Source organism: Mycobacterium sp. ELW1, assembly GCF_008329905.1.
Taxonomy (GTDB): Bacteria; Actinomycetota; Actinomycetes; order Mycobacteriales; family Mycobacteriaceae; genus Mycobacterium.
Window position 1 is genome coordinate 2,650,780 of the sequence record NZ_CP032155.1, and the last position, 18,658, is coordinate 2,669,437.

Annotated in this window: 18 protein-coding genes, 1 tRNA gene and 1 pseudogene; 9 read left to right on the forward strand and 11 right to left on the reverse strand. The window is 66.2% G+C overall.

Going from position 1 to position 18,658, the window contains the following annotated elements; translation table 11 throughout:
• Nucleotides 1-11: 11 nt before the first annotated feature.
• Nucleotides 12-1,415 carry a bifunctional lysylphosphatidylglycerol flippase/synthetase MprF gene (locus tag D3H54_RS12325; RefSeq protein WP_149379280.1) on the forward strand — a complete coding sequence of 468 codons (1,404 nt, stop codon included), beginning with the start codon at nucleotides 12-14 and terminating at the stop codon, nucleotides 1,413-1,415.
• Nucleotides 1,416-1,423: 8 nt separating this feature from the next.
• Here D3H54_RS12325 and D3H54_RS12330 read toward each other — a convergent pair whose 3' ends face one another.
• The 7 genes from D3H54_RS12330 to D3H54_RS12360 form a co-directional block, all read right to left on the reverse strand.
• Complete coding sequence (locus D3H54_RS12330) at nucleotides 1,424-1,969, reverse strand: DUF4190 domain-containing protein (protein WP_149379281.1); 546 nt, start codon at nucleotides 1,967-1,969, stop codon at nucleotides 1,424-1,426.
• 10 nt (nucleotides 1,970-1,979) lie between these two features.
• Nucleotides 1,980-3,584 (reverse strand): thiol reductant ABC exporter subunit CydC, encoded by a 1,605-nt coding sequence (cydC, locus tag D3H54_RS12335; protein ID WP_149379282.1) that lies wholly within the window; start codon nucleotides 3,582-3,584, stop codon nucleotides 1,980-1,982.
• Nucleotides 3,571-5,175 (reverse strand): thiol reductant ABC exporter subunit CydD, encoded by a 1,605-nt coding sequence (gene cydD, locus D3H54_RS12340; protein WP_149379283.1) that lies wholly within the window; start codon nucleotides 5,173-5,175, stop codon nucleotides 3,571-3,573. The genes cydC and cydD overlap by 14 nt, the downstream gene beginning before the upstream one ends.
• Nucleotides 5,176-5,231: 56 nt before the next feature.
• On the reverse strand, nucleotides 5,232-6,275 hold the full coding sequence (cydB, locus tag D3H54_RS12345; protein WP_149379284.1) for a cytochrome d ubiquinol oxidase subunit II: 1,044 nt from the start codon (nucleotides 6,273-6,275) through the stop codon (nucleotides 5,232-5,234).
• Between the two features lie 10 nt (nucleotides 6,276-6,285).
• Nucleotides 6,286-7,734: a cytochrome ubiquinol oxidase subunit I gene (locus D3H54_RS12350; protein ID WP_149379285.1), complete on the reverse strand. Its 1,449-nt coding sequence runs from the start codon at nucleotides 7,732-7,734 to the stop codon at nucleotides 6,286-6,288.
• A 110-nt stretch (nucleotides 7,735-7,844) separates the two neighbouring features.
• Nucleotides 7,845-8,426, reverse strand: coding sequence for an HdeD family acid-resistance protein (locus tag D3H54_RS12355; RefSeq protein WP_149379286.1), 582 nt, complete (start codon nucleotides 8,424-8,426; stop codon nucleotides 7,845-7,847).
• A 67-nt stretch (nucleotides 8,427-8,493) separates the two neighbouring features.
• The gene (locus D3H54_RS12360) at nucleotides 8,494-8,817 is read right to left on the reverse strand and encodes a hypothetical protein (protein ID WP_286199218.1); all 324 of its coding nucleotides are present in this window, start codon (nucleotides 8,815-8,817) and stop codon (nucleotides 8,494-8,496) included.
• 199 nt (nucleotides 8,818-9,016) lie between these two features.
• Here D3H54_RS12360 and D3H54_RS12365 point away from each other — a divergent pair, with 199 nt between their 5' ends.
• From D3H54_RS12365 to D3H54_RS12380, 4 genes and pseudogenes are all read left to right on the forward strand, one after another.
• Nucleotides 9,017-9,865, forward strand: a complete 849-nt coding sequence (locus D3H54_RS12365; protein ID WP_149383496.1) for an ABC transporter substrate-binding protein — start codon at nucleotides 9,017-9,019, stop codon at nucleotides 9,863-9,865.
• A gap of 5 nt (nucleotides 9,866-9,870) precedes the next feature.
• A pseudogene (locus D3H54_RS12370) lies at nucleotides 9,871-10,791 on the forward strand (amino acid ABC transporter permease).
• Nucleotides 10,792-10,802: 11 nt separating this feature from the next.
• Nucleotides 10,803-11,555: an amino acid ABC transporter ATP-binding protein gene (locus tag D3H54_RS12375; RefSeq protein WP_210419732.1), complete on the forward strand. Its 753-nt coding sequence runs from the start codon at nucleotides 10,803-10,805 to the stop codon at nucleotides 11,553-11,555.
• A gap of 63 nt (nucleotides 11,556-11,618) precedes the next feature.
• Nucleotides 11,619-12,116, forward strand: coding sequence for a Dps family protein (locus D3H54_RS12380; protein ID WP_149379288.1), 498 nt, complete (start codon nucleotides 11,619-11,621; stop codon nucleotides 12,114-12,116).
• Here the strand turns inward: D3H54_RS12380 and D3H54_RS12385 are convergent.
• Nucleotides 12,113-13,384, reverse strand: coding sequence for an adenylate/guanylate cyclase domain-containing protein (locus tag D3H54_RS12385; protein ID WP_168215067.1), 1,272 nt, complete (start codon nucleotides 13,382-13,384; stop codon nucleotides 12,113-12,115). The genes D3H54_RS12380 and D3H54_RS12385 overlap by 4 nt on opposite strands.
• An 81-nt stretch (nucleotides 13,385-13,465) precedes the next feature.
• The gene (gene speB / locus D3H54_RS12390) at nucleotides 13,466-14,434 is read right to left on the reverse strand and encodes an agmatinase (RefSeq protein WP_149379290.1); all 969 of its coding nucleotides are present in this window, start codon (nucleotides 14,432-14,434) and stop codon (nucleotides 13,466-13,468) included.
• A gap of 45 nt (nucleotides 14,435-14,479) precedes the next feature.
• Here speB and D3H54_RS12395 point away from each other — a divergent pair, with 45 nt between their 5' ends.
• Entirely contained in the window at nucleotides 14,480-15,277 is a 798-nt protein-coding gene (locus D3H54_RS12395) for a nitrilase-related carbon-nitrogen hydrolase (RefSeq protein ID WP_149379291.1), read from the forward strand.
• Nucleotides 15,278-15,386: 109 nt separating this feature from the next.
• Nucleotides 15,387-15,647 carry a hypothetical protein gene (locus tag D3H54_RS12400; RefSeq protein WP_149379292.1) on the forward strand — a complete coding sequence of 87 codons (261 nt, stop codon included), beginning with the start codon at nucleotides 15,387-15,389 and terminating at the stop codon, nucleotides 15,645-15,647.
• 47 nt (nucleotides 15,648-15,694) lie between these two features.
• On the opposite strand, the gene D3H54_RS12405 is transcribed toward D3H54_RS12400, so the two are convergent.
• Entirely contained in the window at nucleotides 15,695-16,810 is a 1,116-nt protein-coding gene (locus D3H54_RS12405; protein WP_149379293.1) for an ATP-grasp domain-containing protein, read from the reverse strand.
• Between the two features lie 221 nt (nucleotides 16,811-17,031).
• On the opposite strand from D3H54_RS12405, the gene D3H54_RS12410 reads away from it, so the two are divergent.
• On the forward strand, nucleotides 17,032-17,709 hold the full coding sequence (locus tag D3H54_RS12410; protein ID WP_149379294.1) for a hypothetical protein: 678 nt from the start codon (nucleotides 17,032-17,034) through the stop codon (nucleotides 17,707-17,709).
• Nucleotides 17,710-17,742: 33 nt separating this feature from the next.
• Here the strand turns inward: D3H54_RS12410 and D3H54_RS12415 are convergent.
• A tRNA-Leu gene (locus D3H54_RS12415) sits at nucleotides 17,743-17,819 on the reverse strand.
• A gap of 115 nt (nucleotides 17,820-17,934) precedes the next feature.
• Here D3H54_RS12415 and D3H54_RS12420 point away from each other — a divergent pair.
• Nucleotides 17,935-18,552 (forward strand): ANTAR domain-containing response regulator, encoded by a 618-nt coding sequence (locus D3H54_RS12420; protein WP_036344739.1) that lies wholly within the window; start codon nucleotides 17,935-17,937, stop codon nucleotides 18,550-18,552.
• Nucleotides 18,553-18,658 lie beyond the last annotated feature (106 nt).

Below are 18,658 nucleotides of genomic sequence, written 5' to 3' on the forward strand. Positions count from 1 at the left end.
TCGTCGGTCACGTGACCGAGCCGCCGGTTCAGGTCGCGCAGCGTGTGCGCGCAAGGGAACGGGTTGTCGTGAATGTCGACACCCTGGCCGCGCGCTGGGTGGGCGCGCTGGCTTTGCTGATCGCGACCAGCTGGCTCGCCGTGCTGATGGTCCGCGCGCACCACCACCACACCGACTGGCACACCGACGGCCGGGTGGCGTGGTCGCTGACGATCCTGGCTGCCGTCGCGTTGATCGCGCGGGGAATCTTCCTCGGCAGGCCGGTGACCGCCGCGCACGCGATCGCCGCCGCGGCGGCGGTGCTCGCCGGTTTCGCCGCCCACCTGCTGGCCTTCGACCTCACCGGCGACGTGCTGATCGCGTCCTCCGGGCTGCTGCTGATGTGGCCGACGACCGCGCGACCGGATCCGTCGCAGCTGGCCGGGGTGTGGGCCCTGGTCGACGCGACCAGTGGTGACCCGGTGGCGCCGTTCGCGATGCAGAACCTCAAGAGCTACTTCTTCAGCGCCGATGGCACCGCCGCGATCGCCTACCGCACCCGGCTGGGATACGCCGTGGTCAGCGGTGACCCGATCGGTGACGAACGCCGGTTCGAGGAGCTGATCGGCGAGTTCACCGGCATGTGCCACACCCGCGGCTGGCGGGTGGTGGTGCTGGGCTGCAGCGAGCGCAGGCTCGAACTGTGGCGGGATCCCGCGGTGATCGGGCAGACCCTGCGACCGGTTCCGATCGGCCGCGACGTGGTGATCGACGTGCCGTCCTTCGACATGGTGGGCCGCAAGTTTCGCAACCTTCGTCAGGCCGTGCAGCGCACCCACAATTTCGGGATCAGCACCGAGATCGTCGCCGAATCCGAACTCGACGACCGTCGGCTGGCAGAGCTCACCGACGTGTTGCTGTCGTCGGCCAAGGGGTCGCGCACCGAGCGCGGTTTCTCGATGATTCTCGATGGCACGCTGACCGGTCGCTATCCCGGCATCCTGCTGATCATCGCGCGCGACCGGGCGGGCCGGGTGCAGGGATTTCACCGCTATGCGGTCGCCGGTGCCGGCAGCGACATCACACTCGACGTTCCGTGGCGGCGCCGCGGTGCCCCGAACGGCATCGACGAGCGGTTGTCCGTCGACATGATAAACGCGATGAAAGCGCAAGGAGCGCAACGGCTTTCGCTGGCATTCGCGGCGTTCCCGGAAATCTTCAATCAGAAGCAGCGGGGAGCGGTCAGCGCGTTTTTCTACACGGCGATCCATCTGGGCGACTCGCTGATCGCGTTGGAGTCGCTGTACCGGTACTTGCGCAAGTTCCACGCCCTCGGCGATCGCCGGTACGTGTTGCTGTCGCTGAGGCAGGTGCTGCCGCTGCTGGTGATACTGCTGTCGCTGGAGTTCCTGCCGCGGCGGCGGCAGCTGCCTTAAGGCGTCGGCTACGGCGTCGGCGTCAAGGTGACGCTGAACTTGTTCTCCACGGACTGCTTGAATTCGTCGGCGCACTGCTGAACCTGCTGCTGGTCCTGGCCGGCCTTCTGCAGGCAGTCGATGTAGTCGGTGGCGCCGACCTCTTTGAACACACCGACCCACACGGCGATGAACGCCAGGCCGACGATGATCGCGAGGAAACCGAGGATGACGCCGGCGAGTGCGACGCCGCCGTTGTTGGCTTCGCCGCGCTTGACGCGGCTGCGGCCGGCGAAGCCGATGATCACCGCGACGATGCCCAGGATGACGCCGCCGACCACGGAGAACGACGACAGCAGCGCGACGATCGCGACCACCAGGGCGGTGACGCCCAGGCCGTTGCGGGGGCCGGTGGGCGGTGGCACGTAACCGGCATACGGCTGCGGCGGAGGCGGCGGGTAGCCGCCCTGATACTGGCCGTACGAGGGAGCGGGATAGCCGGGGGGAGGAGGTGGCGGTGCCCCCTGCGGGGGCGGGGTGGGCTGCTGAGGTGCCTGCTCTGGGGGCTCAGTCATGGATTGCACGTTACCCGCCGTCGCCGATCGATAGTCGCGGACAGGTGATGTCGATACCAAGTTGATGACTGGCGACCACCACGGTGCGGTGCGCCCCGAGCAGGCGGCCGTCGAGCAACGCGTTCAGGATGCGTTGCCCGTCGGCGGCATCGAGATGTTCGGTCGGTTCGTCGAGGAGCACGATCGGTGCCGAGCACAGCAACGCCCGGGCCAGCAGCAGCCGGCGACGTTGCCCGGCTGATACCGCGGCCGCACCGCCGATCAGCACCGTGCCCAGTCCCTCGGGCAGCGCGGCCAGCCACTCGTCGAGGCCCACCGCGGTCAACGCGTCCGTGAGCTCGTCATCGGTGCGGTCGCCGCGCGCCACCAACAGATTGTCCCGGACGGTGGTGTTGAACAGATGTGCGTCTTCGGCGAAATAGCAAACAGCGCTGCGCAATTCGGATTCAGTGAGCTCGCCGGTCGGAACGCCGTCGATGGTCGCCGCCCCGTCGATCGGTGGCAGCAGCCCGGCCAGCGTCATCAGCAGTGCGGTCTTCCCCGAGCCGCTGCGCCCGGTGATCGCCAGCCGGGCACCGGGTTGCAGCGTCAGCGCGACATGGTGACCCGCCGGCCCGCCGGGATAACCGGCACGAAGGTCGGCCGCCAGCACCGGTGTCGTGGCCAGTGGGGTGACGACCACATCAGATTGAGTGGCTCCCGCCGGCAGCAGCTCGCGCAGGCGCGCCGCGGCGATGCGGGCGCGAGTCAGGGCGACCGCCGCGCCCGGAAGGGCGACGGTGGCCTCGAACGCCGAGAGTGGCAACAACATCAGCACCGCCAGCGTGGTGGGAGCGGTGTGTGCGGCGATGCCGATACCGGCGACGACGGCCCCGATCGCGCTGGCTCCGATCGCCAGGGTCGGGACCGCGGCCGCCGCGGCGGCGGGTGCCGCCGCGCGGTCGATCGCCGAGCCCCAATCCCGCTGGCGCTGTTCGGCTTCGGCGATCAGGGCCGGTAATCGGCCGGCCACCCGTAGCTCGGCGGCATGCTCGAGCGCGGTGACCGCGGCAATGTCACGGTCGGATTGTTGCGCGCGGGCGACGGCTTCCTGCGCCCGCGCGGCGCGTGCAGCCAATGCCGGTGCGAGCACACCCGCGATGAGCAGGCACACCGCGAGGACGAGGGCGGCGGCGGGGGAGATCATCGCGATGACGGTGGTGGCGGCGACGCCGAGTACGGTCGCGACGCCGACCGGGACCGCAGCGCGAACCGCGACGTCGGCGAGCGTGTCCACGTCGGCGCCGACCCGGGTCAGCAGCTCACCGCTGTGCAGCCGTGCCGTGATGTCGGCCGGGCCGTGGGCCAGACGGCGGTAGATCTCGGCACGGGCACCGGCCGCCGCCCGTAGCGCGGTGTCGTGAGACGCCAACCGCTCGCAGTAGCCGAACAGCCCGCGCGAGATGCCCAGTGCCCGCACCGCCACCACGGCGATCGACAGGTCCAGCACCAGCGGCATCTGCCACGCACGGGTGATCAGCCACGCGGAGACCCCCGCCAGGGCCAATGCGCTGCCCAGTGCCAACGTGCCGAGCGCGATGGCCAGCAGCAGCCGGAGCCGGTCAAACACGGGCATGGTGATCGGCCTCCACCGCGATGACGTGGTCGGCGATCCGGACCAGACTGTCTCGATGTGCGACCACCACGACGGTGGATCCGCCTGCTGCGCGATCGTGGATCGCGTGCAGCACAGTCTCTTCGGTGGCCTCGTCCAGATGCGAGGTCGGTTCGTCGAGCAGCAGCACAGGCGCGCGGGACCCGAGTACCCGGGCCAGGCCCAACCGCTGGCGTTGCCCCAGGGACAACCCCACCCCGCCACGGCCCAGCACGGTGTCCCAGCCGTCGGGTAGTGCGGCCACCACCTCGGTGAAACCGGCTGCGTCGCAGGCGGCTTGAGGATCGGTGAGTGCGCCGAACAGTGCCAGGTTCTCTGCGACGGTGCCCGGAATGATCACCGGGCGTTGAGCCAGCCAGGACAGCTGCCGCCACCAGGCCGGCCGGTCCAGGTCGTCGACGTCGATACCGTCGACGGTGATCCGACCGTCGGTGGGGCTGACCAGTCCGGCTATCGCGAGCAGCGTGGTGGTCTTGCCTGCGCCGTTGGCGCCGGTGAGCACGGTGACGCTGCCCGGCAGAATGCGGCCGGACAGCCGGTGCGGTGACATCCCGTCCCGGCCGGCGACGCTCACGGCGTCGAGGACGATTTCCGCGCCGGCCGCATCGACGGTGCCGGTGCCCTCCAACGGCGCGGGATTCTGCTCTATCAAGGCGAATGCTTTGTCGGAAGCCGCCTTTCCGTTCTGCGCGGCGTGGAACTCGACGCCGACTCGGCGCAGCGGCCAGAACACGTCGGGCGCCAGCAACAACACGGTCAATCCGGCGGCCAGGCTCATCTCGCCGTATACCAGTCGCAGTCCGATGCTGACCGCGACCAGGGCGACACCCAGGGTGGCGATGAGTTCGAGTACCAGTGCCGACAGGAACGCGATGCGCAAGGTCGCCATGGCCGAACGGCGATGGGCGGCACTGAGTGTGATGATGCGCTGCGCCGGTCCGTCGGCGCGGCCGAGGGCGCGCAGGGTGGGGATGCCTGCGATGAGATCCAGCAGCCGGGCCTGCAGTGTGGTCATCGCCGCCAGAGCCGCGGCCGATCGCTCCGCGGTGGCCAGCCCGATCAGCACCATGAAGATCGGGATCAGTGGCAGGGCGACGAGCACGATCACCGCGGACTGAAAGTCGTTGAACGCGATCACCACAACGGTGGCCGGTGTGAGGATCGCTGCCAGGAACAGCGCAGGCAGATACGCGGTGAAATACGGGCGCAGACCGTCGAGCCCGCTGGTGATCACGGTTGCCGCCTCGTCGCGCTGGGCGTCGCGCGCACCGGGGGGCAGCGCGGTCACCGTACGCAGCACCCGGCCGCCGAGGTCGGCGATCACCGCGCTGGCGCCGCGCTGACCGAGTCGGCCCTGCAGCAGGAGGACCAGTGCCCGAAACAGCCAGAGCCCGGCCAGGATCGCCAGTTCGGCGCGCCAATGTCCGAGGCTGCGGGTGGCCGGGTCGGTGATGACACCGGCCACCAGATGGCCGAGGATCACGGCGCCGGCGATCGCGCAGCCCGCGATCAGCGTTCCGCAGCCGACTGTGGCCACCAGATACCGGCGCACAGCCGAAGAAGCCCGCCACAGACGTGGGTCCAGCGGGCCCGGCCGGCGCTGGGAGCTCAGGGCACGCGCCTCAGTGGCAGGCCGACGGACTTCGGAATCGACTCGGCGAAGACGCGTTTGCGGAACACCCAATACGTCCAGCCCTGGTAGATCAGCACGATCGGAGTGAATATCGCGGCCGCCCAGGTCATCACCTTCAGGGTGTACGGACTGGACGAACCGTTGTAGATCGTCAGGTCATAGGCCGGGTTGATGGTCGACGGCACGAGGTTGGGGTACAGGGACCCGAACAGCAATGTCACCACCGCGGCCACGACGACCGTAGTCGCCAGGAACGCCCAGCCTTCCCGCGCGCCCCACGCGGCCGCGACGGCGGCCAGTTGGGCGATCACCGCGATGGCCAGCACCGCCCAGGTCCACGGCTTACCGTGCGCCAGTTGCGTCCACACGCCGAACGCGGCGACCAGCACGGTCGCGGGCACGCTGAGCGTGCGGGCCAGCCCGACGGCATCGCCGCGCACCGCGCCGCCGCTCTTGAGGGCCAGGAACACCGCGCCGTGGAACAGGAATAGCGAGCAGGTGGCCAGCCCACCGAGCAAGGTGTACGGGTTCAGCACGTCGGACACCGCGAGGTCGGCGACGTTCTTGTCCGGGCCCACCGGCAGTCCGTTGACCAGGATCGCGAACGCGACACCCCATAGGATCGCCGGCAGCCAGGACCCGGTCGCGATGCCGATGTCGCACCAGCGGCGCCACTTCGGATCGTCGATCTTGCCGCGCCATTCGATGGCCACGATCCGCGCGATCATCGACAGCAGGATCACCAGCAGCGGCAGGTACAGCGTGGAGAACACCGTGGCATACCAGTGCGGGAACGCCGCGAACATGGCTCCGCCGGCGGTGATCAGCCACACCTCGTTGCCGTCCCAGACCGGGCCGATCGTGTTCAGCACCGCCCGACGATGAGTCTCTGCGTCTCCCTTGCCGATTCGGCCCAGCCACGCCATCACCATGCCGACGCCGAAGTCGAAGCCCTCCAGGACGAAAAAGCCCAGGAACAGCACCGCCACGATCACGAACCAAATCTGTTGCAGCCCCATGGTCGGCTCCTCAGTAGGCGAACGATAGGGGTGCGACTTCGTCGTCCCCGGGTGGGGTGGGCGGCGCCGGTTCGGCGTCGTGCTCGAGCGGGCCCGCGGTGACATAGCGGCGGACCAGGTAGAACCAGATCACCGCCAGCACCGCGTAAATGAGGGTGAACGAGATCAACGACACCCACACCAGTCCCGCTCCGTGCAGCGACACGCCCTGCCGAACGGTCAGCCGTACCAGCTGATCGCCGTCGGGATTGGGCGCGACCACCCAAGGCTGACGGCCCATCTCGGTAAACACCCAGCCGGCGATGGCGCCCAGAAACGGCGTCGGAATGGTCCACAGCGCGAAACGCGAGTACCAGCGACCGCCGGGCACCCGGCCGCGGCGCGTCAGCCACAGCGTGGCCAGTGCGAACAGCAACGGCACCGCCATCAGGCCGATCATCGCGCGGAACGCCCAGTAGGTGACGAACAGATTGGGCACGTACCAGCCGGGACCGAACTTCTGTTCGTATTGCTGCTGAAGGTCGTTGGTGCCCTGCAACGTCACGCCGCTGAACTTGCCCTCGGCCAGGAACGGCAGCGCGAAGGGCACTTCGATGACGCGGGTGATGCTGTCGCAGTTGTTGTGCGTTCCGACGGTCAGAAGAGACAAGTCCGGATCGGTTTCGGTGTGGCACAACGATTCCGCGGCAGCCATCTTCATCGGCTGCTGGTGGAACATCAGCTTGCCTTGCACGTCGCCGGTGAAAAACAAACCGACACAGGCGACCAGCGCCACCAGTGAACCCAGGATCGCGCCCGGGCGGTACAGCGCGACCGCGTCCGGACTGCCTTTGGACCGCACCATCCACCACGCGCACACGGCCGCCACGAACGTTGCGGCGGTGAGGAATGAGGCCGTGACCGCATGCCAGAAGGCGGCGACTCCGGTGTTGTTGGTGAACAACTCGACGATGCTCTGCAGTTCGGCGCGACCGGTCTGCGGGTTGAACCGGGTGCCCACCGGGTGCTGCATCCACGAATTCGCGGTGATGATGAAGAACGCCGACAGGTTGACCGCGATGGCCACCAGCCAGATAGACGTCAGGTGTAGCCAGCGGGGGAGTCGGGTCCAGCCGAATATCCACAGCCCGATGAACGTCGACTCCAGGAAGAACGCGACCAGGCCCTCCAGCGCCAGCGGTGCGCCGAACACATCGCCGACGAAGCGGGAGTATTCGCTCCAGTTCATCCCGAATTGGAACTCCTGGACGATGCCGGTGGCGACACCGATGGCGAAGTTGATCAGGAAGATCTTGCCGAAGAATTTGGTCAGCCGATACCAGGCCGGGTTGTCGGTGAGCACCCAGATCGTCTGCATGACAGCGATCAGCGGCGCCAGCCCGATGGTCAACGGGACGAAAATGAAGTGGTAGACCGTCGTGATTCCGAATTGCCACCGGGACACGTCAAGAGCGCTCATCGCGGAACTCTCCAACCAACGAGAAAGGCGCGGATCGCCTATCTACGACGAAGTGTAGTAGTGATCCGCGCCGTTCGCGCTAGGGCCTTTTGGCCTTTGTGATGAGAATCCTAGGGAGCTGCGGCGGCGATTCGTTCGCCGAGGTTGTTCGAGGCCTTGCGGATTCCGAAGGAAGCCACCACCTCGAACACCCCGAGCACGACCAGCCAGATGCCCACCACGAGGGTCAGCGTGGCCAGCGACGGGAACGGTGACGCCAGCACGACGATGCCGGCGATGAGGCTGATGACGCCGACGAAGATCTCCCAGCCGCGGCCGGGGGTGTCCGGATCGCTGATCGCGGACACTGCGGTGGCGACGCCGCGGAAGATGAAGCCCACGCCGATCCAGATCGCCAGCAGCAGAATGGAGTTCTGGATGCTGCGGAAGCACAGCACCGCCAGGATCAGGGCCGCGGCACCGCTGATGAACAGCATGACCCGGCCACCGGCCGACACGTGCAGGGTGAAGGCGTGGAACACCTGCGAGATGCCGGTCACCAGTAGGTAGGCGCCGAAGAAGATCGCGGCGACGAGGATCGAGATTCCCGGCCAGACGAGTACGAGGATGCCGAGGACGAGCGACAGAACGCCCGACAGCAGGACCGACTTCCACAGATGCGGCAGAAGCGGCGGGGCAGAGGTGGTTGTCATGGCCGGAAGTGTTGCACAGCAGTTTGACGATCGACGGTATTTGAGCAGTTCACCGGGTGAATTGACATCAAAGAGCGTCGTCGTCGTCACCGCGTTCGTGCAGTGACAGCCAGTACAGCATGGTGATCAGTCCGAAAATCAGCAGCGCGGCGATCAGATCGGACCATTGGAACGGGTAGACCTCGCCGTCGATGGACAGCACCATCACGGTCTCGGCGACAGCGAAGAACAGAAAGAAGACGCCGAGGAACCGCCGGGCCGCCGAACGGTGCAACCGGGTCCGGCGGACTTCCACCATCAGGCTCAGCAGCAGCACCGGCAGCACCTGCGCGAGGGTCTGGGCCGTGGGGCCGTCCATGATGACGAAGTGGACGCGATTCAGGTCAGGCACGACGGGCCACGCTAGCTGTGCGTACCTGTGGATCCGCTGCCAGATGGTTACGGTGCTACTACTGTTCCGTTACCGGGAGTACAAAACCCGGATGAGGCCACTATGTTTCGGGCAGGACGGCCCGGGATGCAGTCAACAGAAAGAGGCAACCGTGCAGAAATGGTGTCGCATTGCCGGAGTGGTAGCCGTAGCGGGTGCCATGGCCCTGTCCGGCTGCAGCAGCAAGAGTGACTCTGGCGCAGGTCCGTCGACCGCGACCACGGCGGCCAAGGCGCAGAAGGTCGACGAGATCGCCGCGACTGTTCCCGACGACATCAAGAAGTCGGGCAAGCTGGTCGTCGGGGTGAACATCCCTTACGCGCCCAACGAATTCAAGGATTCCAGCGGCAAGATCGTCGGCTTCGACGTCGACTTGATGAACGCCATCGCGTCCACCTTGGGGTTGACGGCCGACTTCCGCGAAGCGGACTTCGCCAAGATCATCCCCTCGATCCAGCAGGGCACCTTCAACGTCGGAATGTCGTCGTTCACCGACACCAAGGAACGCCAGCAGTCGGTGGACTTCGTCGACTACTTCAACGCGGGCATCATGTGGGCGCAGCGGCCCGGCTCGCCGATCGACCCGAACAACGCGTGCGGCAAGAAGGTCGCCGTGCAGGCGACCACCACCGAGGAAACCGACGAGCTCCCCAAGAAGAGCAAGGCGTGCACCGATGCAGGTAAGCCGGCCATCGAGATCCTGAAGTTCGACGGGCAGGACGCCGCCACCAACGCGGTGGTACTCGGCCAGGCCGACGCCATGTCGGCGGACTCGCCGGTGACCGCGTACGCCATCAAGCAGAGCAACGGCAAGCTCGAAGCCGCCGGTGAGATCTTCGACTCGGCTCCGTACGGTTGGCCGGTCGCCAAGGGATCGCCGTTGGCCGCGTCCCTGCAGAAGGCGCTCGAACACCTCATCGAGACCGGTGATTACAAGACGATCGCCAGCAACTGGGGTGTCGAAGCCGGAATGATCACCAAGCCGGTCATCAACGGGGGGACCAGCTAACCGATATGGCTGTCGACGAGTCGGCTCCATCTGCCATCAACGCAGTACCGCTTCGTCATCCCTGGCGGTGGGTGGGGGCGGTCGTCATCATCGTCCTGGTCGGCCTCTTCATCTACGGGGCGGCCACCAACCCGGCCTACGGCTGGTCCACGTACGGCGAGTACCTGTTCAACGACCGAATAATGCTCGGTGTCTTCAACACCCTGCAGCTGACGGTGTATGCGATGGTGCTCGGCATCGTGCTCGGTGTGATCCTGTCGGTGATGCGATTGTCGCCGAACCCCGTATTCGGTTCGGTGGCATGGGTTTTCCTGTGGATCTTCCGCGGCACACCGGTGTAGGTGCAGCTGGTGTTCTGGGGTCTGATCCCGACGATCTATCAGCACATCCAGTTGGGGGTGCCGTTCGGGCCGTCGTTCTTCCATCTCGACCTGCAGAACCTGTCCATCCCGTTCCTGCTCGCGGTCATCGGTCTCGGCCTCAACGAGGCCGCCTACATGGCCGAGATCATCCGAGCCGGCATCACCTCGGTGCCCGAAGGGCAGTCGGAGGCCTCGACCGCGCTGGGCATGTCGTGGGGGATGACGATGCGCCGCACCGTGCTTCCGCAGGCGATGCGGGTCATCATCCCGCCGACCGGCAACGAGGTCATCAGCATGCTGAAGACCACATCGCTGGTGACGGCCGTGCCGTATTCCTATGACCTGTACAGCATTGCCTCGCGGGAGATCGCGGCCCGAACCTTCGAGCCGGTGCCGATGCTGCTGGTGGCCGCGACGTGGTACCTGGTGATCACCAGCGTGCTGATGGTGGGGCAGTACTACCTGGAGAAGTACTTCTCCCGCGGCATCTCCCGGAAGTTGACCACCAAGCAGCTCGAGGCGTTGGCGAAGGCGCAGACCGGTACGGAGGCGGGACACGTATGACCGGCGAACCCATGGTGCGCGCCGAGCGGGTGTGCAAGGATTTCGGCGCCCTGTCGGTGCTCAAAGGTGTGACGCTGTCGGTCGACCGCGGCAAGGTGCTGGTACTTGTCGGACCGTCGGGCTCCGGCAAGTCGACGTTCCTGCGGTGCATCAATCACCTCGAAACTGTCAGTGCGGGAAGGCTTTACGTCGACGGCGATCTCATCGGGTATCGCGAGCGTGGCGACAAGCTCTATGAGATGCCTCCGCGCGAGGCCGCCAAACAGCGCCGTGACATCGGCATGGTGTTCCAGCATTTCAATCTTTTCCCGCACCGCACGGCGCTGGCCAACATCATCGAATCGCCGGTGCACGTCAAACGGGTCAAGAAAGCCGCCGCCGTCGAACGGGCTCAGGAACTGCTGAGCACGGTGGGGCTTTCGGACAAGGCCGACGCGTACCCGGCGCAGCTCTCCGGCGGACAGCAACAGCGAGTCGCGATCGCCCGCGCACTGGCGATGGACCCCAAGCTGATGTTGTTCGACGAGCCGACCTCGGCGCTGGACCCCGAACTCGTCGGTGAGGTGCTGGGGGTAATGAAAAAACTTGCCAGCGAAGGCATGACGATGATCGTCGTGACGCACGAGATGGGGTTCGCCCGCGAGGTCGCCGACGAACTGGTGTTCATGGACGGCGGGGTGATCGTCGAAAGCGGACCGCCGCGGGACGTTCTGAGCAATCCGCAGCACGACCGGACGAAGGCCTTCCTGTCCAAGGTCATGTAGCGCCGTGACGAGGATGACAGCGAATCGGGGCAGAAATGCCCGTCACAGCCTGTTGTATCAACCATGACGACAGCGACCGGACAACGACGACATTCCGCAGAAGTAACCGGATTCCAGGCCTCACCCGAGCTGACACGCAACCTGCAGCGAGTCCTGGTGGACCTCATCGAATTGCACCTGCAGGGCAAGCAGGCGCACTGGAACGTCGTCGGAACCAACTTCCGCGACTTGCACCTGCAGCTCGACGAGCTCGTCGACTTCGCCCGCGAATCCAGTGACACGATCGCCGAGCGGATGCGTGCCCTGGATGCCGTGCCCGACGGCCGCTCCGACACCGTCGCGGCAACCACGAGCGTCCCGCAGATCCCCGGCTACGAACACAACACTGGCGAAGTGGTCGACCTGATCACCACGGCGATCTACGCCGTCGTGGACACCATGCGCGACGTGCACGACGCTGTCGACGCCGAAGATCCCACCACCGCCGACCAGCTGCACCAGATGATCGACGGGCTCGAGAAGCTGGCGTGGCTGCTCAAGTCGGAGAACCGCAAGGTCTAACCGGTTGGACTTTCGACCCGCCCAGTCTCTTCCTGGGCGGGTTGATCGCTGTCCGGGCCCGTTTCGGTGCGGCGGTCGACCAGATACCAGGTGTGCATCAGGCCCTTGCCCTTCACGTCGACGTCGCCGCGCTCCTCGAGGACGAACCGGCTCCGCAGCCGTTCGTAGACATCCTGGGGGACCTGTATTCGGCCCTCGGGGTCGGTGGTCTCCATGCGGGATGCGACGTTGACCGCGTCGCCCCACACGTCGTAGAAGAACCGGCGGGCGCCGACCACGCCGGCGACCACCGGGCCTGCGGCCATCCCCATCCGCAGCGGCACGAGCTGACCGTTGGGGTCGCGCAGATCGCGGACCGCCTTGGCCATGTCGAGTGCGAGATTCGCCAGCGCCTCGGCGTGATCGTCCCGGGGCTCGGGCACGCCACTGACGACCATGTAGGAGTCGCCGGTGGTCTTGATCTTCTCCAGGCCGTGCTTGTCGACCAGGCGGTCGAAGGTGGTGTAGAGCCGGTCGAGGAAGCGCACCAGCTCGGCGGGTGCGATCTGGCTGGCCCGTTCGGTGAAGCCGGCGATGTCGGCGAACAGGATAGAGGCGTCGTCGTATCGGTCGGCGATCGTGCCGCGGGCCGGGTCTTTGAGCCGCGCCGCGATGGTGGCGGGGAGGATGTTGGCCAACAGCGCCTCGGAGCGCAGGTACTCGAATTCCATTGCGGCTTCGGCGCGCGAGACTTCCCGCATGGCGTACCAGACCGTCGCGAAGATCATCACGCAGGCGGACACCGTGGTGATCACGAAGCCGGCGTTGACCAGCCAGCGCGGCTGGATTCCGGTGTCGCCGGGAACCAGGAACTGCGATGCGATGGTCAGCCCGGCGCCGATCGCCACCACCATCGAGGCCAGCACGACGTGCTCGACGCCGAGCACGAGAACGGCCAGTGACGCCGACACCAGGTAATAGAACTGGATGCCGGAGTCGGTCCCGACCTGCCAGCCGACGATCGTCAGCGACAGGAAGGCGAAGAAGATGAATGCCAGCGCGGCAATGCTCTCGCCGAAGCGGTGCAGCAGCGGGATGACCCCGAAGATCGCCGCGGTGCCGAGATTGACCAGCCCGATGGCCACCAAGTGATCGGCGGTGATGAACTGCAGGATCCCGATGACGGCGGTGACGACGGCGGCCATGGTCGCCGCGATGTTGAGCACCCGCTGACGGCGCGTGATCGACTCGGCCCAATGCAGGTTGCGAGCCGGCGCGCGGCGCTGCATCTTCTCGCAGTCCGCGCGCTGAGCCGGCCCGTCCGACGGCACCGAACCAGCGCATTTCCGCAGGGTGCCCACCAACGCAGCCTATCGGTTGGCGGCAAGCACCGAGAGGAGTTCGTAGCTGACGTGGGCGGCGGCGATCCCGGTCATCTCGGCGTGGTCGTAGGCCGGGGCCACCTCGACGATGTCGGCGCCGACCACATCGAGGCCCACCAGCCCGCGCAATGTGTTGAGCAGTTCGCGCGACGTCAACCCGCCGGCTTCCGGGGTTCCGGTGCCCGGCGCATGCGCGGGATCGAGCACGTCGATGTCGACCGAGACGTACACCGGCCCGCCCTCGAGACGCTTGCGCATACGTTCGACAATGCTTGTCACACCGTCGAATTCGTAGTCATCGGAGCGGATCACCTGGAAGCCCAGAACGGCGTCGTCCTCCAGGTCGGTCTTGCTGTAGAGCGGGCCGCGGATGCCCATGTGCAGCGACCTCTCCATGTCGATCAGCCCTTCCTCGCTGGCTCGCCGGAACGGTGTGCCATGGGTGTAGGGCGCGCCGAAATAGGTGTCCCAGGTATCGAGGTGGGCGTCGAAATGCAGCACCGCCACCGGTCCGTGGTCGCGGGCCAGTGAGCGCAGGATCGGCAGGGCGATGGTGTGGTCGCCGCCGATGGTCAGAACGGTCGACCCATCCTTGCGCAGGTCGGTCATCGCGGTGTCGATCGTGGTGATCGCCTCGTCGATGTCGAACGGGTTGACCGCGATATCGCCGCAGTCGGCCACCTGCTGGGCGTTGAACGGACTGACCCCCAACGCCGGGTTGAACGGCCGCAGCAGCTTGGAGGCCGCGCGGACATGCGAGGGCCCGAATCGCGCTCCGGGCCGGTAGGACACCCCGCTGTCGAAGGGCACCCCGACGATACGGACGTCGGCACCGGGCACCTCGGAGATCCGCGGCAACCGTGCGAAGGTCGACGGCTCGGTGTAGCGCGGGTACTTCGTGGCGTCGACCTGCCCGACAATGCCGGGGCCCGGCACATCGTTGCCGTCGGGTGCCATGTTTCCTCCTCTGCCGGTTCCTTGCGGCGAGGTTAGCCTGCAAGGATGACCCGGATCGCGTGCGCTCAGATCGACCCCACCATCGGCGCGCTGGCCGACAACGTCGACTTGTCGACGCGTGCGGTTGCCGACGCCGTCGCGCAGGGCGCCGATGTCGTGGTGCTGCCGGAGCTGGCCACCTCCGGCTATATGTTCGCTGATGCCGACGAAGCCCGCTCGGTGGCGTTGCACCCGACCGACCCGGCGTTCGACGGGTGGCGCTCCGCCGCTGGGGACGCGATCGTGATCGGCGGGTTCTGCGAGCTCGGTGACGACGGGTTGCTGTACAACAGCGCGGTCGCGCTCGACCGCGACGGAGTGCTCGCGACCTACCGCAAAACACATCTGTGGGACCGGGAGAAGCTCATCTTCACCCGCGGCGCGGAGCTGCCCTCGGTGCTGAAGACACGGCACGGGGCAATCGCGGTGATGGTCTGCTACGACCTGGAGTTCGGTGAGGTGACCCGTCAAGTGGCCGTCGACGGCGCGGAATTGATTGTGGCGCCGGTGAATTGGCCGCTGTTCCCGCGTCCTAAGGGTGAGCGGCCCGGCGAGGTGATCACAGCGATGTCCACGGCCCGGCTCAATCGGGTGGTGGTCGCGGTGTGTGATCGCGCCGGAGTCGAACGTGACCAGCCGTGGACCGAGGGCAGTGTGATCATCGACCCCGACGGCTGGGTGGTCGCTGCGGCCGGGCCGGGACCGGGCCTGGCCATCGCCGATGTGGATCTGTCCGCCACGCACGACAAGACACTCACCGAGTACGTCGACCTGCTCTCCGATCGACGCCTGGACCTCTACTGAAAAGCCGTCTAAAAGTTTGCTTGAGGGGTATGCTCTCCCCATTGGACCCACAGCGCTTTTCCAGTAAAGTGGCTTTTCGCCACTTCGGCGTACACAGATAGGAAACATTATGAGCTCTGGTCGCCTGACTCGTCAGATTGCACTCTTTGCTGGCGGGGCCGCAATCGTCGGGATGGGTGCGCTGACCGCGTGCAGCTCGAACGCGAAGGACGCCCCGTCGTCGACGACCACCCCGTCGTCCACCGTCACACCGTCGCCGACCGAGAAGGCGGTGGCGCCCGGAGGCCCGAACTCGTTCTCGCCGACGGTCAACCCCGCGCCCCCGGGAGCGGTCTGCAAGGAGATCGTCGGCAACAACTGCGTCCGGTGATCTTGGCCCGCCGCGTGTGAAATGACTTCGGCGGGAAGTTCTCTCGGCTATTGCACTGTTCGTCGGGTGGGGCGGTCGAAGTACCGCCGGAGAAGCAACACCGGGTCGGCGCAGCCCTGCGCCAGTGCTCGCCGGTTGCCGCGGTCCAGGGACCACGGCGTCCGGCGGCCCCGGGCGAGGTCGAACAACAGGTGTGCCGGGGCGGTCACCGATTGACCCGCGATCGGCGTTGGCTGGGCCGCCGGCAGACCGAGCGCATGCCGTATACCGGCCGCGACGTAATTCTCGCCGCACCAGTACGAGTGGCAGACCGATGCCCAGATGCGCGGGTTGCACTCGAGAAATGCCACCTGCCCGTCGGGGCCGAGCCGAGCATCGAGATGAGCGAGCCCGGTCAGGCCGGCCGCTTTGACGTACTGCTTGCCCAGAGATACCACCCGCTCGTTGTCCAGGTGGGTGATCGTTTCGCCCTCCCGCATCTGCGGCGCGGCGAGAATCGCCTCGCCGTCGACCGCGAAGACGTTGAGCCCCACATCTTGTCCGGGCAGGAACTCCTGAGCGACCAGGGGGAAGTATCGGTAGTCGGGGTTGTCGATGATCTGTGCGCGAACGTCGTCGGCCGACGTGGCCACCACCAGGCCGTCCGATCCACCCCACGTGGTGGGCTTGACGATCAGGGGATAGCCGAATCGTTCGCCCAGCTCGTCCGGATCGAGTTCATGCTTGTCGGCCACGAAGATCGAGGCCGGTACCGGTACGCCCGCCTGTACGCATGTGTCGTGGAACGCGTGCTTGTCGTTCAGCCGGCGCAGCTGCTGCAACGTCGGGATCGGAAAGACCCGCGTCGTCAGGCGGTCCCTCACCTCGGCGAGCAGGAAGAGGCTGTCGCTGTCGCCCGGCATGATGACGTCGATCCGGTACTCGTCGGCCAGTTGGCTGATGCGGGCGACGAACTCATCGGGGTCGGCGCCATAAACCTGGCAGGGCACGAACGTCTCGCAGTACCGCGAGAACCGTAGGAATCGCAGGCCGGGGTCGCCGGCCGCGACGACCCGAGCGCCCATGCCCTTGAGGCAGTAGAGCGCAGAGCAGGTGAGGCTGGGCTGCGAGCAGATCAGGAGGACTCTGGGCCGCGTCAGGGCGCCGTTCTCGGCAGTGGGCATTGGCGGGATCCTCGCGTGGAGAAGCGGAATGTGATTGCTGAACGCTCGCACATCTTTTCAGAGGTCATCGAATTTTGCTTCGACTCGCTGCGCACGGTCGTTGTCCAAAAATTGGGTGAGCGGATTTGTCTTGTCGGTCGGGCCCGCTAGTTTCTGCTCCACCGAATGCGGGGGAATGCCCCGGCATCGATTCGACTGGCGGAAGTTGGGGAGGGGTCACAGTGTCGGATGACGCCGATGTCACGGTTGCGGCTCTCGCCGAAACACCGGATCAGCTAGCGGAACTCTTCAGCGACAAGCGCCAATGCTGGGAGATTGCCGGGTTCGGCTCGGTAATGGTTCAGCAGCGGTCCAAACTCCAGCGCGCCGTGGAGGCTCATCTCGCCAAAGTGGGTTCGTCCTCCGGTCGGCGAGTCACGAACATTCACGAACTCGAGGCGCTCAATGATGCAGTCGAGTCAAGGCTTAGCCGACTCCAGGTGGATCTGCAGCGGGCGATGTTCGCTCCTGCCTTTCGACGTGTCTTCGGCGACCACGACCTGTATGACGAAGACCCGACCCCCGCCGAAGTCGTTGCCGCGGCCACATTGGTGACCGATTTTTATCGAGACAATCTGGTTCTCGCACGAGAAACACGAGGGGTGGACGGCCCCGCGAATTATCGCCAAGTAATCGACGACATTGCGCGGCTTGTGGACCGGCCACTTGACGACGTTGATGAATTCATCACACGGATTGTCGGGTTCATTGCCGTGATACCGAAACTCGGCTGGCAGGATTCGGAGCCCACCGAGTTCTACACCTTGGCGCTCACAATCGGTGTGGACGACGCTCTGGAAGCCCGCATCAATCAACAGATCAAGCGACTTCGCCAACCGTGGCGACGATGGTTCGCGTGAGCCTTCGATGACGTGCGGCCCGACCATTCATTGTGGTGCCCTCGGTGAGATTCGAACTCACACTGCACGGGTTTTGAATCCGTTTCCTCTGCCAGTTGGGATACGAGGGCAGGCCGTCTTCACGGCGGTGTCCCACCATAGTGGATGACCGCCCCGGGGCCGCCAACCGGTCGGCCGGAGTACGCCGAGGTGGCTGATTACCGCTGACCACGCAACAATGGCCGCATGACGGACGCCGAAGACCGCACATCCCGCCGGGTGCTGATCGCCGAGGATGAAGCGTTGATCCGGATGGATCTGGCCGAGATGCTTCGGGACGAGGGCTACGAGGTGGTCGGGGAGGCCGGCGACGGCCAGGAGGCCGTCGAGCTGGCCGAACAGCTGCGCCCTGACCTGGTGATCATGGACGTCAAGATGCCGCGTCGCGACGGGATCGACGCGGCCGCCGAGATCGCCAGCAAGCGCATTGCGCCGATCGTCGTGTTGACCGCCTTCAGTCAGCGGGATCTGGTGGAAAAGGCGCGCGACGCCGGCGCCATGGCGTACTTGGTGAAGCCGTTCTCGATCAGCGATCTGATCCCGGCGATCGAGGTGGCGGTCAGCCGGTTCGGTGAGATCGCCGAACTGGAGCGTGAGGTCGCCAACCTGTCCGACCGGCTGGAGACCCGCAAGCTGGTGGAACGGGCCAAGGGGCTGCTGCAGGCCAACCAGGGCATGACCGAACCCGAAGCGTTCAAGTGGATTCAGCGTGCGGCCATGGACCGGCGCACCACGATGAAGCGGGTCGCCGAGGTGGTGCTGGAGACTCTCGACACGCCCGGTTCGGATCCGGCGTCGAATTGATGCGTTAACTCTGCGTTTCCTCTGACCGCGCCGTTTAGCGCGATCCGGAATATGCTCACGGCCAGGCGTTGGCCAACACGACGCGCTGCGGCCACCGGTTGGTTAT